This is a genomic window from Streptomyces sp. NPDC088246, from assembly GCF_044741025.1.
Lineage (GTDB): Bacteria > Actinomycetota > Actinomycetes > Streptomycetales > Streptomycetaceae > Streptomyces.
In genome coordinates, this window is the sequence record NZ_JBIURV010000025.1 from 73,333 (window position 1) to 87,298 (window position 13,966).

Here is a 13,966-nt window from a genome sequence, read left to right on the forward strand (position 1 = left end):
CGGCCCGCTCGTGGCCCGGGCGGCCCGGCCGGACGGCCGCCCGCGAGCGATTCCTCGGACGGCAGCGGCCGGTGCACGAGGAACGGTGACCCGTCGGCAGGCCGTTATCCGGCCCGCCGCGAGGTCACTTCACCGTGACGGCGTCGCCGGTGGAGACGACCTTCGTGGTCGTGGTCGTACCGAGGAACGCCCAGCGCCAGCTGCCCGAAGCGGTGGCCTTCACCGTCGTGCGGAGGTGGCCCTTGCTGTCCGTGGTCGCCGTCTTCACGGTGCTGTACGCGCCGCCGGGCTTCTTGTACTGCAGCTTCACCACCTGCTTGGTGTACGCGTGGTACTTGAGGTCCGTCCAGTTGGCCCGCGACAGCTTTCCGGTGACGGTCAGCGTGCCCCCCTTCCTGACCGGCTCGGGCGTGGCGTCCGTGGTCAGGGTCGCGGCGCGCTTCACCTTGAACGAGGCGATGCGGTCGGAGATCCAGTAGTCGCGGTCATTGGCCTGGACCGTAGCGTCGACCTGCCAGTTCCCCGCGACTGCGTTGGCGTCCCAGCCCTCGTTGCCGCTTCCGTACGAGTCGATCCACGTGGGGTCGATCTGTATCGTCGCGGTGCACACGGACGTCGTCGTGCTGACCTTCTTGCACGTCGTGCCGAGGTGGTCGACCGGCTCGTAACCATGGGTCGCGTTGTACGCGGACACATAGGTGACCCCCTTCACCCCCGAGTTGTCCTTGATCGTCATGGTGATCAGGAAACGCTTGGCGTTCTTGACCCCGACGACCACATTGCTGCCACCGTTCACGACGGTCTTGGTGACCCGGATGTCACCCCGCCCCTCCGCGTGAGCGGCCGGCGCCACCACGATCCCGGTGGCAGCCACTGCCGCCACCACCGAGGCCGCAGCCATTCTTCTGCGCATGTCCCACCCCTGTTCTCCCCGCCTCGTGGCAGGGGGAGAACAGGGTAGCGACCATCCCGAGCCGCCCTACGCGTAAAGGGCTTGAGGTGGCCGGCCGTCAGATCTCCGACAAGAGCACCGGCAGTTTGCGCATGTCGTCGAAGACCACCGTGTCCGGGCCCTCCAGCCAGTGCGCCGGGGTCAGGCCGCCTGCGTAGCCGAGTGACCGCATTCCGGCCGAACGGGCGGCCTGCACGCCGTACTTGCTGTCTTCGACGACGACGCAGGCTGCGGGCTCGACGCCCATCTGTCGAGCCGCGTGGAGGAAGAGATCGGGGGCGGGCTTGCCGTTCGCGACCTCGCTCGCACTGAAGATGCGGCCCTCGAAGTGGGAGTGGAGCCCGGTGTGGCCGAGCGTGTGGCGCATCTTCTCGTGGCTGCCGCTCGATGCCACACAGGTGGGCAGCGCGAGGGCGGCCAGCGCCTCGTGGATGCCGTCGACCGCGACGAGTTCGCAGTCCACGGCGGCACGGTGGAGGTCCTCGAAGCGCTGCTGCCAGACGGCGGACTTGCCGGGCAGGTGGGCCTCGACCAGCGCACCGATGGACTTGTTCGACCGGCCCACGAACTTCTCGATGACCTCTTCCGCCGTCAGCGACCACCCCAGTTCGGCGCCCACTTCGACCTGGATGCGCACGGCGATGCGCTCGCTGTCGACGAGTACGCCGTCGCAGTCGAATATGACGAGTTCAGGAGGAGTGGTCATCCGGCCAGGATAAGGAAACCCGTACTTCAACGGAGGCGGGAGAACGGCCCGGCGGCCCGGACGCGGTGATCCGGAGGACAGGCGGCGAGCCGGGCCGGAGCGGACCCTAGCGGGGGACGAAGCGGTCGACCAGGAGCGTGAGGCGGTCGGGGACCCGGTCGGCGGGCAGGCGTCCGGCGCGGGTGAGGGTGACCAGTCCGTGCAGCGCGGCCCAGAACGTCTCGACGAACAAGCCCGGTTCATCGGGGTGTGCGTGGTCGACGAGCGGGTCCAGCAGGGCCTGGAACGCCTCGCGCAGTGGAGCGGGCGTGGCGTCGTCGGCGAAGGGGAGGCCGTTGTCGAGGCTGAACATCGCGTCGTACAGGGCGTGGTTGCGCGCGGCGAAGTCGGTGTAGGCGCGGGCCAGTGCGGCCACCGCCTCCCGGTCGGCGGGCCCCTCCGGCACCGCGGCGCGCAGCGCGGTCGTCAGCTCGGCGAACCCCTCCAGCGCGACCGCTGCCACGATCTCGTTCTTGCCCCGGAAGTGGCTGTAGAGCACGGGCTGGCTGTACTCGATCCGCTCGGCGAGCCGGCGCGTGGTGACGGCGTCCCAGCCGTGGGCCTCGGCGAGTTCGCGGGCCGTGGAGACGATCAGCCTGTGGCGGTTGGCCCGCTCACGTTCCTTGCGTTCGTGTACTGACATGACTCGATGCTAGCACCGCTAGACAATAGAGCGATGACATGTCTAGCATTGCGTCAGAACCTAGCGCCGCTAGGTCAGCCTTTGGAGGGGTCATGCAGGACGTACTGGCCGTCGTCACGGTCGTTGTGGTCGGGCTGATGGTGGGCGTGGAGTTCGCGGTGGCGGTGTTCGTGAACCCGATCCTCGACCGGCTTCCGAACGACGGCGGGGTCGAAGCCCGCAGCGACGGGGCGCGTGTCCTGGGCCGGGTGATGCCGTTCTGGTACATCGGCTCGGTCGTTCTCGGCGCGGTGTGGTCGACGCTGACGTGGGGCGACGCGGGCGCGTCGCTCGTCGCCGCGGGCGCAGTGCTGCTCGTGGTGAGCGTGGTGATGTCGATCCTGCTGCTCGTGCCGATCAACTCACGCGTCGCGACCTGGTCACAGGAAGGCGTGCCCGCGGACTGGAAGCAGCAGGTGGGGCGTTGGGACCGGTTCCACTACGTCCGCGTGGGAGTCATCGTGCTCGCCTTCACGCTGTTCGCCGTGGCCCTCGTCTAGGGGCGTCGTCTCCGGGAGCACGACTGCCGGTCCCGCCCTCAGGCAGGACGTTGTTGGCGAATTCGGGGCCTGGCGCGACGTCGGTCTCCAAGACCCGGTTGTGGTCCTGGAGACCGACGTTGTCGTTCGGGGCGCGGGTACGGGGCGCGGGCGCCGAGGGAGGCCACCGGCTGCCCCTCTCAGGGGCGTGGGGCCCACCGGGGCACAGAGTTTGCTGGACTGCCCTGCCGCGGCAATCCAGCAGGGGGGTGGGGCGGGCGGGCCTCAGCGAAGGCGTGAGGAGGACAGGATCGAGGCCAGGTGGGCCACGACCATGACCCAGGTGATGACCGCGATGGCCAGCACCGTCATCCGGGTCGCCTCGATGCTGCCCATGAACAGGTCGACCACGGCAACCGCCAGCAGGACGAGGGACGCCTCGATGCCGTTGGTGATCCGATGGATCTTGAAGGCCGAGGCCAGACGCCGAGCCGAGGCCAGCCCCGCCGACCGGGGCCGGGTCGCCTCGTCGTCGGCGAGCGGCAGACCGCGGCGGTAGCGCGCGACATCCACCAGATCCGTGGACGCCTTCAGCAGGACGATTCCGAGCGCCGCCGCGAGCCCCGCCGACACCCAGAGGTCCGAAGCGCCGCGCGCCGCCCGGAACCCGGCCCCGATCATGAGCGCCGCGTCCGCCAGGTAGGCCCCGAGTCGGTCGACGTAGATGCCCGTCGCGCTGTTCTGCCCCTTCCAGCGGGCGACTTCGCCGTCCACGCAGTCGAAGAGCAGGAACAGTTGGAAGAGCACCGCCGCGAGCAGGGCTCCTGCCAGGCCGGGTATGAGGAGTGCGAAACCGGAGGCCACGCCGCACACCACCATGGTCCAGGTGAGCTGATCGGGCGTCACGCGCGTACGCACCAGCTGCCGGGTGGTCCGCAGGGAGATCCGCCGCATGTACAGGCGGCCCGCCCAGTGCTCCCCGTTACGGCTCTGAAGCTTCGCGTTCGGCTGACAGACCTCACGCAGTTCTGCCAACGCCGGAGCACTCGTCATGACGTTCCCTCACCCACCTGTCCCGTGGCCCAGCAGTGATCACCACAGGGTAGAGACCGCACTTGTTCAGGCCGACAGGAGGTGCGGTTCGTCGGCTGTGCGGTCGTGGCAGTTGCCCGGGGTGGGGGAGCGGAAGGCGCGGTCGCAGCGGTCGCAGTTCTTCCGAAGCCTTGAAGGCTAGCTATATACGTCCGGGCCCGCCGAGTGGCGGCCGGCCGCGTCGTACTGCACCGAGTCGGGGGTGCCGCGATCCGGTGCAGTACCGGCGGGAACTCGGACCTGCTGCCCGTACACCGGCCACGAAGGCGGACCGGGCGACATCATGACGCGGGCTGGTCCGGCAGTGCGGCAGGCGGGGCGGGGGCCATGGCGTCGGTGGTCTCCGTGCGGCCTGCGGTCAACCGCAGTGTCACGACAGCCGCGACGCCCGCCACCAGACCGCAGGTCAGGGCGGCCGGGACGCCGCCACCGATGCCGGCTGACAGGTATACGAGCCCCCAGCGCATGCCCGAGTCCGACGCGATCGTCACGAGATGCAGCAACTGACTCGCCAGCAGCCCGATAACGGTCGCACAGACCGTGCCGACCGCCATCGCCGGAACAGTGGCCCGGGTCAGCAGTGCGGGCAGCCACCGCAGCGACCACCACACCACGGCGAGCAGCAGTACATCGGGGACGCGGTACAGGAGCCAGTCGCCGACCGGCGTGCCCGCCGGGCCCGCCCAGGCCCCGAGCAGCAGCCACTGGCGCAGGAGATCGCCCGGTTCGGAGAGCAGCCGACCGGACAGGGGGACGCTCTGGAGGGTCGCGGCGACCGGCTGGTACGAGAGAACCACCAAGGACAACGCGACGACGAAGGTCCCGGAGGTGGCGGCCAGGCGGGCGGCGCGTGCCGGAACGTTCTGCCGTGGCAGCACACCGGCACCCTTGGCGGTGACCCACGCCGCGAGCACGGTGGCCGCCGCCGCGACGAGCGCGATCAACGTCAGGATCTGCCGCCCGGAGGAGATCACCCCCGCCAACTGGGGCAGGAAGCGGTAACTGCCGCGCCCCCGCGCGGCGATCAGCCACGGCGCGGAGACGGTCACCGCCAGGGTCCCGGCCACCAGGCCCCAGGCCCACACCGCGAGCAGCGCGGCCACGATTCGGCCGCGTACCGGCGGCAGCCTGCGTACCAGGAGCAGCGCCCCGGGTACGAAGAAGGCGAAGACCGCGACAAACCTGATCTGCATCCCGGTCGCGTACAGCGAGAGGTAGCGGCTGCCGTCGGTCACGGCTGTGTCCCCGATCCCGCCGGACACCTCGGCGCCGAGCCGGACCGAGTCCGGGGGATCGTACGACCAGGGAGTGAGCCAGTATTCGAGATCGGCGGCTGCCCGGCCGCCGATCACGTCGGCGGTGCCCGGCAGGTGCAGCGCGTTCACGCTCGCCCCCGCCCACCACAGGAGCGCCGTGAGCAGTAGTCCTCCGGCCAGTGCCGGTATCGCTGCGCGCCGGTATGTCATGTCCTGCCCCCGCCTTGATCGCGTACCCCGCAAATCCCCTGGCCGATGGGAGGTTACGGGGTGGTGATCACGCGGGGATCACGGTCGTGCATGGGCTTGCACCGTCGGGGGAATTGGGCCGCCGGGATCGCCGGTTTGTTCGGCTTCGACGGCCACAACGTCTCCCTGGCCTTCCCCAGGGCGGACTACCCCAGCTGCGCGTATGCGACGAACGCCGACCAGGTGGCGGGGGACACATCGAGGTGCGGGCCCTGGGCGACCTTGGAGTCGCGGATGTGGATGGTGGTGGGGCAGGTGGCGATTTCGATGCAATTGCCGCCTTCTCCGGTGCTGTAACTGGACTTGCGCCAGTCGTAGGCGACCTCGACGCAGGTTCCACCCTCGCCGCCGCTGTAGCTGCTCTTGAACCAGTGCAGTTGCTCGGTGTTCATCGCTCTCCCAGCATCTTCTCGATCAGCGTCAGGGACTCCCTGGGCGTGAGAGCCTGCGCCCGCATGATCCCATAGCGTTCGTTGAACAGGCGGACCTCGTCCGGATCGGTGATGAGGCGAGCATGGCCCTGGATCTCCGTGTACGCAGCCTCGCTACGGCCCTTGGGGGTGAGGAGGGTGAATGGCCCATCCATCGAGGGATGTTCGTCTCGATCGATCGGGATCACCTGAAGTTCTACCGTTCGCATTCGGCCGATCTGGCTCAGCCTATGCAGTTGGCCGATGTGGACGGTGCGTCCGCCGAGTGGGCGTTGAAGAACCGCCTCCTCCACTACGAAACTGAAGGTCGGTGCGGGCCAGCGTTCGAAGATCTGCTGACGGGCGAGTCGATCCGCGACCCGTTTCTCTACCGTCTGCTCGTCCAGCAGGGGTCGGCGCTTCGTGAATACTGCTCGCGCGTATTCCTCTGTCTGGAGCAAACCGGGAATTGCCTGGTTGCTGTACTCGTGGAGCGCCACGGAATCGGCTTCCACCCGTGCGAAGTCCCGGAACCAGTCCGGGTGCCGCGTCCGTGTCCGCGACAACGCCTCCCGCACCTCATCGACCGCCGCCGCCAGCACGCCTCCCGCGTTCAGCAACGTGTCGGCACGCCCCAGGAAATCCGGCTGCGGCGTCCGCACGCCCCGCTCCATCGCGGAGATCAGGTCCTCCCCGCAATGCGCAGCGAGCCCCAGATCCCTCTGGCTCAGGCCCGCGCGTTCGCGCAGCACCTTGATCTGTTTGCCCAGCGCCCTGAACAGGTGCGCCGTCCCGTCCGACTCGGCCGGTCGCTCCGGTCGTTCCTCACGTTCCGCGTTCGCCATCTACTCCGCACCGCTCTCTGTCCGCCCGGTCACGGCCGACGCCCCGTACAGCCGACCGGGCGTGCCCGTACAGCTCCTCGGAGTCGTGGTGTCACTCCTGGTCAGCGTACGAGGAACCGGACACGCTGAGTCACATGAACGCCGAAATCACCCTTGTGGGCGCCGAGTTCGTCCAGCGGTTCAGCGCCACCCGCCGAGGCGCGCGGCTCGCCCGTCGGCTCGCTGTGCATCAACTCGACGAGTGGGGTGTGCCGTACGGGAGCGAGCTCTCCGACGATGCCGCCGTGATCGTGTCCGAGCTGGCGGCCAACGCGGTGCTGCACGGGCTCGTAGCGGGGCGGGACTTCGAACTGAGGCTCGTCGCCCTCGCGGGCACGCTCCGTATCGAGGTGTCGGACGCGCGGGGAGAGCGGGGGCCGGAGCCTCAGCCGCTCCGGCCCGGCGCGGAATCGGGATACGGCCTGCGTCTGGTCGAGGCGCTGGCGGCGTCGTGGGGCGTGAAGGACCGGGGCGTGGGCAAGACGGTCTGGGCCGAGTTGGCCACGACCCCGTGACGGTCAGCCGACGCGGCCGAGGCGAAGCACGATAAGGGTGACCTGGGCCTCTGCGGTCTCGTACAGCACTCGATAGCGTCCGACGTGTTGCATCTTGTGTCGAGCGGGCGACGGTATCGGTCCCCCGGTGCCGGCGGGCGTACCGCCATCCGCAACAGGGCGAGGGTGTTGTCGTCCCCCGTGGTGCGGTTGGTGCTGAGCTCGCCGCAAGTCAGGCACCACCCGGTCCGCACAACGTGACACCACACCCCCCACATGTCACGTTCGTTCTCGACCATGCCCGAGCTGCGCGGCTGCAGGCGGGGTGAGAGTTGCGTGGCGACGGTCAGCCCGCACCACAGGCACGTGAAGGTGTCGGTCCTCAGACAGGCGCCGGCGCCGTTGGCGGAGGACTTGGTCGAACGGTTCTGGGGGTTGTCGGTGGACACCCGGTTTTCTCCTTGCCGAAGAGGATGAGCAATGCAGCAGGGAAGTACCGAGCAGCCCTCGGGGGCATGGGCCTCAGAGGCATGAGACGTCAGCCGGGGATCACGTACTGACGAGGCGGAAATGCGTACCGGTCAGGGAACGCGGGTCAGCGCGATGCCGCGGGCGTGCGCATGCACGCAGCTCCGGTTGCCCCTGCGCGGTTGGAGGCGCGACGAGGGAAGCTCGGAACTACTGGCCGGGGCATACATCAACTTCTTTCCAGGGCAGGCGCCCATGGTTCGGCGACGGTCGACACCGTGGTCGAGGTGACCGTAACAATGCGCCCGAGCCGGATCCAGCGATTATCGGGCCGCGCGGATACGGGCGGGGTGGCGCGGCCCAGGACGCGGACGCGGCGCGGCCGGTGGCTGTGTCACGAATGATGTCCGCTCACGCGGACGACGGTCCCGTCCTCAATCGCCCGACGGGGTGGAGTCGCGGTCCTCGGCCACCAGTGCCGGGAGTTCCGTCAGCGCGTCGATGCGCCAGTCCGCCGTCTCCACCACGTCCGGATGGTCCGCCCACCAGTGCCCGTACGCACCGCGGCGCAGATGCGCCGCGCGCAGGCCGGAGGACTTGGCCGGGAACAGGTCGTCGGCCGGGTGGTCGCCCACGTACAAGGTGCGCTCCGGGGCGGCCCCCGACACCTCCAGTACGCGTGCGAAGAACGCCGGGTCCGGCTTGGTCACGCCCCACTCGTCCGAGGTGACGACCAGGTCCGCGGGCAGGTCCAGGGCCCGCAGCAGCTCCCCGGCCCGTACCGTCCGGTCGCCCGCCACCACCACCCGCACCCCCAGCGCGCGCAGCTTCGCGAGGGCGGGGCGGACATCGGGGTAGAGGTCCGTCTCGTCGAGATGCTCGCCGCGTCCGGCCGCCGCACGCGCCAGGTACGCCTCTCTGACGTCCATGCCGGGGCGCAGGATGCGCAGCGCGTCGGCGCTGTCGCGGCCCTGGGTGACCGCCGCGCCGACCAACGCACTGAGCGTGTGCGGCGGAACTCCGAGCCAGTTCGCCCAGGACGCCCAGTGGCGGTCGTCGCGTACGAGTGTTTCGCCGATGTCGAAGACGATCGTTTCCATCACCGTCCCGACCCTACGGCCCCCGACCGCTCCAGCGGCCCAGGCGCCAGGGTCGCGCCTTCGGCCCCGCCGGTCCCACGGAGTCCCTGGTCCGGGGCGCGCGCCTCGCTCGTATGCTCGCTCCATGACCGATCCTCAGCGCGGACGTCCGACCACCAACTCCATGCGGCGCGCCCTCAAGCGGGCCCGCGACGGTGTCGCTCTCGATGTGACCGAGGCCGCCGTTCTGCTCCAGGCGCGAGGTGACGATCTGACGGATCTCGCCGCCTCGGCCGCCCGGGTGCGCGACGCCGGCCTCGAAGCCGCCGGCCGGCCCGGTGTCATCACGTACTCCCGCAAGGTCTTCATCCCGCTGACCCGGCTCTGCCGCGACAAGTGCCACTACTGCACCTTCGTCACCGTCCCCGGCAAGCTCCGGCGCGAGGGCCACGGGATGTTCCTGTCGCCCGACGAGGTGCTGGACATCGCCCGCAAGGGCGCGGCCATGGGCTGCAAGGAAGCGCTGTTCACGCTCGGCGACCGGCCCGAGGACCGCTGGCCCGAGGCACGGGAGTGGCTGGAGGCCGAGGGGTACGACGACACCCTCGCGTACGTACGCGCCATGGCGATCCGTGTCCTGGAGGAGACCGGCCTCCTCCCGCACCTCAACCCGGGCGTGCTGACCTGGACCGACCTCCAGCGGCTCAAGCCCGTCGCCCCCTCCATGGGCATGATGCTGGAGACGACCGCCACCCGCCTGTGGTCCGAACCGGGCGGCCCGCACCACGGCTCCCCGGACAAGGAACCCGCCGTGCGCCTGCGCGTCCTCGAAGACGCGGGCCGCTCCAACGTCCCGTTCACGACCGGCATCCTGATCGGGATCGGCGAATCGTACGAGGAGCGCGCCGACTCCCTCTTCGAGCTGCGCAAGACCGCCCGCGCCTACCACGGCATCCAGGAAGTCATCGTCCAGAACTTCCGCGCCAAGCCGGACACCGCGATGCGCGGCATGCCGGACGCCGAGCTGGAGGAACTGGCCGCGGCCATCGCCGTCGCCCGGCACATCCTCGGCCCGTCCACCCGCATCCAGGCCCCGCCGAACCTCGTCGACGCCGAGTACGCGCTGCTCATCGGCGCGGGCATCGACGACTGGGGCGGCGTCTCCCCGCTCACCCCCGACCATGTGAACCCCGAACGCCCCTGGCCCCACATCGACGAACTGGCCGCGAAGACCGCCGAGTCGGGCTTCGCGCTTTGCGAGCGACTCACCATCTACCCGGAGTTCATCCAGCGCGGCGAGCCCTGGCTCGACCCCCGCCTCCTCCCGCACGTCCGCGCCCTCGCCGACCCGGAGACGGGCCTCGCGAAGGAGGGTGCGATCCCCGTCGGCCTGCCCTGGCAGGAGCCCGACGAGGAGTTCGGCGCCACCGGCCGCACCGATCTGCACCGCACCATCGACACCGAGGGCCGCACCGGCGACCGTCGCGAGGACTTCGACGAGGTGTACGGGGACTGGGAGGCGCTGCGCGAGGCGGCGGCCCCCGGCATGGTCCCGTCCCGCATCGACGCCGACGTACGCCAGGCGCTCGGCCAGGCCGCCGACGATCCGACGAGACTCACCGACGACCAGGCGCTCGCCCTGCTCCACGCGGAGGGCCCGGCGCTCGACGAACTGTGCCGGATCGCGGACACCCTGCGCCGTGACGTGGTCGGTGACGACGTCACGTACATCGTCACCAGGAACATCAACTTCACCAACGTCTGCTACACCGGCTGCCGGTTCTGCGCCTTCGCACAGCGGCGCACCGACGCCGACGCGTACACCCTCTCCCTGGACCAGGTCGCCGACCGGGCCGCGCAGGCGTGGGACGTCGGCGCGGTCGAGGTCTGCATGCAGGGCGGCATCCACCCGGACCTGCCGGGCACCGCGTACTTCGACATCGCGCGGGCGGTGAAGGAACGCGTACCCGGCATGCATGTGCACGCCTTCTCCCCGATGGAGGTCGTCAACGGGGCGACCCGCACCGGCATGTCCATCCGCGACTGGCTGATCGCCGCGCAGGAGGCCGGGCTCGGTTCGATCCCCGGCACGGCGGCCGAGATCCTGGACGACGAGGTCCGCTGGGTCCTCACCAAGGGCAAGCTGCCCACGGCGACCTGGCTGGAGGTCATCAGGACCGCCCACGAGGTGGGCCTGCGCTCGTCGTCGACGATGATGTACGGCCACGTCGACCAGCCCCGCCACTGGCTCGGCCACCTGAGGACCCTGGCAGACCTTCAGCAGGAGACCGGCGGCTTCACGGAGTTCGTCACCCTCCCCTTCATCCACACCAACGCCCCGGTCTACCTGGCAGGCATCGCCCGCCCCGGCCCGACCGACCGCGACAACCGGGCCGTCACCGCCATGGCCCGGCTCCTGCTCCACCCGCACATCACCAACATCCAGACCAGCTGGGTGAAGCTCGGCACGGAGGGCGCGGCCGAGATGCTGCGCTCGGGCGCCAACGACCTGGGCGGCACGCTGATGGAGGAGACCATCTCCCGGATGGCGGGATCCAGTTACGGCTCGTACCGTTCCATCCAGGACCTGGTCGCCATCGCCGAGCTGGCCGGGCGGCCGGCGAAGCCGCGTACGACGCTGTACGGGGACGTGCCGCAGGAGCGGGTCGCGGCGGCCGCCGCCTCGGACGGCCACCTGCCGGTGCTGCTGCCGGTGCTGCCTTAGAGCCTGTCGGGTGGCCTCCGACCGGGCGGCCACGCCCTGGCGCGCAGGCTTTGCGCGTTGTCGTCAGTCACCGACTCCCCCCATAGCTGAAGGCATGGGGGACCCCCTTCGCGTCGACTCCCTCCTCCGCCTTGGAATCGCGCGCACCAGACCGCGTCCGCTATCCGATCGGAGGTCACCCGACAGGCTCTCAGCCGGGCGGGGGGCTCGTCAGCCGAACCGCTCGTGATCGGCCGGCACGGCGTCGATCACGAGCAGTTCGGGGGCGGCCCGCTTCCGGTCCGCGCCGGCGTGGCTGTCCGGCGCGGCCGTCCGACGTGGCTGTCCGGCGCGGCCGTCCAGCGCGGCCGTCCAGCGCCGGATTTCCTCGTCGTCATGGGCGGGCGACGCCCCCCGGCACCAGCTGTGCTCCCCGACGAGCGGACCCGCGGACCCACGGACCCGCGGACCCGCGGACCCACGGACCCGCGGACCCACCGCACGGGTCAAGGATCAAGTCAGTCCAGGCGGCGCGGGGCTCCGAGGAGCCCGGCCTCGACGTCAGTCGGTTGCAGTTTGACCAACTTCCGGTGCTGAGTCGTACACCACAGCACCATGTCGTCGCCGAGTACGGGCAGCGCCTCCGCCTGTACCCGGGGCAGCCGCAGAATCCGGGCGAGGACCGCGGCCTCCTCCGGGGAGACCCGCTGGATCCCGACCAGTCCCGCGTTGCCGAGCAGCCTCGGCGCCGTCGGGCCCAGGAACGGCAGCAGCGTCAGCACGGACTGCCACGGTCCGGTCGCCAGCCGGCTGCGCGGCGGGCGCATACCGCAGTCCCTCACGACCAGGACGGGGCTGGTGACCGACGCGCCCTGCGGTCCCACCTGCTTGACGTCGTGCACCGTCATGCACTGCTGCCCGCCGCCCGCGGCCTGCGCGAGTCCCGTCCACGCCTGCGGCCTGGCCGTCTCGACGGCGACGCGCGCACCGGTGCCGGCTGTGCGCAGCGCCAGTACCTGCGCCGTCCACACACTGCCGATGACCACGACATCGAGCTGCGCGGGGCGGAAGAAGCCGAGTACCGCGGGCTTCCCCTTCGCGTCGACGCCCGCTACGACTCCGTCGTCACCGAGCGGCAGCGACAGCGCGGCGAGCTGTTCCACGGGCAGTACGTGCCGGCCGCGGCGTGGGCCGAGCAGTCCGAACCCGGCCCTGCCCCGTCCGGCCGCCGGTGGGGCGGAAGCAGCCGGACCGGTAGTGCCGGGGGGCGTCATACGGGGGGCGGTCAACGGGTACCTCCGAGGGGCAAGGTGGCCAGCACACCGGGCAGTTGTTCGCGGTCCAGCCGTACGAGGCCGACCTTCACTCCTCGTGCGGCGCGCTCCAACTGCCGTCGCACCGAGACCAGTTCATCACTCCCGCGGGCGGTGAGGCGGACGTATCCGCTGACGGCCGGTGTGCCACCGGTCCCGCGCGACACCGTCAGGCTGAATGTGCTGGCCAGCGCCGGCATCGACGTCAGGAGTGCCACCAGTTGTGACGATGGCGCAGCACCCGCGCCCAGGTGCGGCCAGCGGCCGACCCAGTAGGTCGTGTGCCAACGGTCGTCGCAGCGCCAGGCGCGGGTGGACTCCGTGGTGCGCCGCAGCGGCACATCCGTCCGCACCGCCAGCGCGCTGGCCTGCGGATTCACCCCGGCCGAGGTCGCGAGGGCGGACGTCACCTGCGCCTCGGTCAGGACCGAAGCGTCGAACCCCGCCCCTGCCAGTCGGCTTGCCAGCTGATCCGTGGCCCGCAACAGCGCGCGCTGCGCTCCGTCGATGCCGCCGCCGCGTGCCCGCACCGCCTCCGGACACAGCTCCGGGTCGAGTTTCAGCGCGATCCATGTCAGCCGGATCGCGGGGGTACCGCCCTGGGCCTGGAGCGGCGCGTACGACCGTGCCGCCGCGGCCTGTTCAGGCAGGTGCGGTCCGGGCGCGGGCTGCGTGTGCTGCACGACCTGTACCGACTCCAGCCGGATGTCGTCCACCTCCAGGGCGTCGTGCAGCAACCCGAGTTCCAGCGGACGCGAGTCCCGGGCCATCCGTAGCGGTTCGTCCCGTGGCTGCACGAGCAGCATGGCTGTCAGGAACGTTCCGTCACCCACCATCCCGATCGTGCGCTCGCGCTGCCGGTCGGTGTAGGTGTACGTCCGCAGCGCCGCCTCGCACTCGACGACCGGCGCCAGCGCGGGGTCCACCCCTTCCGCGGACCACGGCCGTCGCGCGGCCCTCAGCCGCCCGCGCAGGGCCATGACGGCGGTGAGCCACTCCATCACCGGCCGCCCCCGCCGCCGCAGAACCGCCAGCAGCACCAGCGCCGCCGCAACCAGGCCCATCGGCACCAACAGGATCCTGTTCGTCACCCACGCGATAAGCATCAGCGCGCCGGCGACCTCCATCAACACCACCTGGTGCAGCCGCACTCCACCGA

Annotated in this window: 14 protein-coding genes; 3 read left to right on the forward strand and 11 right to left on the reverse strand. The window is 70.5% G+C overall.

What is annotated here, in order from left to right; all coding sequences use genetic code 11:
* Window positions 1–124: 124 nt before the first annotated feature.
* The 3 genes from ACIPEK_RS30170 to ACIPEK_RS30180 all read right to left on the reverse strand — a co-directional run bounded on the left by ACIPEK_RS30170 (window position 125) and on the right by ACIPEK_RS30180 (window position 2,340).
* Window positions 125–913 (reverse strand): hypothetical protein, encoded by a 789-nt coding sequence (locus ACIPEK_RS30170; protein WP_402002341.1) that lies wholly within the window; start codon window positions 911–913, stop codon window positions 125–127.
* A 97-nt stretch (window positions 914–1,010) separates the two neighbouring features.
* The gene (locus ACIPEK_RS30175; protein ID WP_402002344.1) at window positions 1,011–1,658 is read right to left on the reverse strand and encodes an HAD family hydrolase; all 648 of its coding nucleotides are present in this window, start codon (window positions 1,656–1,658) and stop codon (window positions 1,011–1,013) included.
* 106 nt (window positions 1,659–1,764) lie between these two features.
* The gene (locus tag ACIPEK_RS30180) at window positions 1,765–2,340 is read right to left on the reverse strand and encodes a TetR/AcrR family transcriptional regulator (protein WP_402002347.1); all 576 of its coding nucleotides are present in this window, start codon (window positions 2,338–2,340) and stop codon (window positions 1,765–1,767) included.
* A 92-nt stretch (window positions 2,341–2,432) separates the two neighbouring features.
* On the opposite strand from ACIPEK_RS30180, the gene ACIPEK_RS30185 reads away from it, so the two are divergent.
* On the forward strand, window positions 2,433–2,879 hold the full coding sequence (locus tag ACIPEK_RS30185) for an anthrone oxygenase family protein (RefSeq protein WP_399851161.1): 447 nt from the start codon (window positions 2,433–2,435) through the stop codon (window positions 2,877–2,879).
* Window positions 2,880–3,143: 264 nt separating this feature from the next.
* On the opposite strand, the gene ACIPEK_RS30190 is transcribed toward ACIPEK_RS30185, so the two are convergent.
* From ACIPEK_RS30190 to ACIPEK_RS30205, 4 genes are all read right to left on the reverse strand, one after another.
* Complete coding sequence (locus tag ACIPEK_RS30190; RefSeq protein ID WP_402002350.1) at window positions 3,144–3,911, reverse strand: CDP-alcohol phosphatidyltransferase family protein; 768 nt, start codon at window positions 3,909–3,911, stop codon at window positions 3,144–3,146.
* 320 nt (window positions 3,912–4,231) lie between these two features.
* A complete protein-coding gene (locus ACIPEK_RS30195) occupies window positions 4,232–5,416 on the reverse strand; it encodes a hypothetical protein (protein ID WP_402002353.1) in 1,185 nt (394 codons plus the stop codon).
* A gap of 185 nt (window positions 5,417–5,601) precedes the next feature.
* Window positions 5,602–5,847: a DUF397 domain-containing protein gene (locus ACIPEK_RS30200; protein ID WP_402002356.1), complete on the reverse strand. Its 246-nt coding sequence runs from the start codon at window positions 5,845–5,847 to the stop codon at window positions 5,602–5,604.
* The gene (locus tag ACIPEK_RS30205) at window positions 5,844–6,710 is read right to left on the reverse strand and encodes a Scr1 family TA system antitoxin-like transcriptional regulator (RefSeq protein WP_402002358.1); all 867 of its coding nucleotides are present in this window, start codon (window positions 6,708–6,710) and stop codon (window positions 5,844–5,846) included. Before ACIPEK_RS30205 ends, ACIPEK_RS30200 begins: the two co-directional genes overlap by 4 nt.
* Window positions 6,711–6,844: 134 nt before the next feature.
* On the opposite strand from ACIPEK_RS30205, the gene ACIPEK_RS30210 reads away from it, so the two are divergent.
* Window positions 6,845–7,264 carry an ATP-binding protein gene (locus ACIPEK_RS30210; RefSeq protein ID WP_402002361.1) on the forward strand — a complete coding sequence of 140 codons (420 nt, stop codon included), beginning with the start codon at window positions 6,845–6,847 and terminating at the stop codon, window positions 7,262–7,264.
* A gap of 881 nt (window positions 7,265–8,145) precedes the next feature.
* Here ACIPEK_RS30210 and ACIPEK_RS30215 read toward each other — a convergent pair.
* Window positions 8,146–8,811, reverse strand: a complete 666-nt coding sequence (locus ACIPEK_RS30215) for an HAD family hydrolase (protein ID WP_402002497.1) — start codon at window positions 8,809–8,811, stop codon at window positions 8,146–8,148.
* 124 nt (window positions 8,812–8,935) lie between these two features.
* Between ACIPEK_RS30215 and ACIPEK_RS30220 the strand changes: the two genes are divergently transcribed.
* Complete coding sequence (locus ACIPEK_RS30220) at window positions 8,936–11,515, forward strand: bifunctional FO biosynthesis protein CofGH (RefSeq protein ID WP_402002364.1); 2,580 nt, start codon at window positions 8,936–8,938, stop codon at window positions 11,513–11,515.
* Window positions 11,516–11,725: 210 nt separating this feature from the next.
* Here ACIPEK_RS30220 and ACIPEK_RS30225 read toward each other — a convergent pair whose 3' ends face one another.
* From ACIPEK_RS30225 to eccE, 3 genes are read right to left on the reverse strand one after another with little or no spacing between them, the layout of a single operon-like run.
* Complete coding sequence (locus ACIPEK_RS30225; protein WP_402002367.1) at window positions 11,726–12,004, reverse strand: hypothetical protein; 279 nt, start codon at window positions 12,002–12,004, stop codon at window positions 11,726–11,728.
* Between the two features lie 8 nt (window positions 12,005–12,012).
* Window positions 12,013–12,768, reverse strand: coding sequence for a hypothetical protein (locus ACIPEK_RS30230; RefSeq protein ID WP_402002370.1), 756 nt, complete (start codon window positions 12,766–12,768; stop codon window positions 12,013–12,015).
* 11 nt (window positions 12,769–12,779) lie between these two features.
* Window positions 12,780–13,958, reverse strand: a complete 1,179-nt coding sequence (eccE, locus tag ACIPEK_RS30235) for a type VII secretion protein EccE (RefSeq protein WP_402002500.1) — start codon at window positions 13,956–13,958, stop codon at window positions 12,780–12,782.
* Window positions 13,959–13,966: the final 8 nt, after the last annotated feature.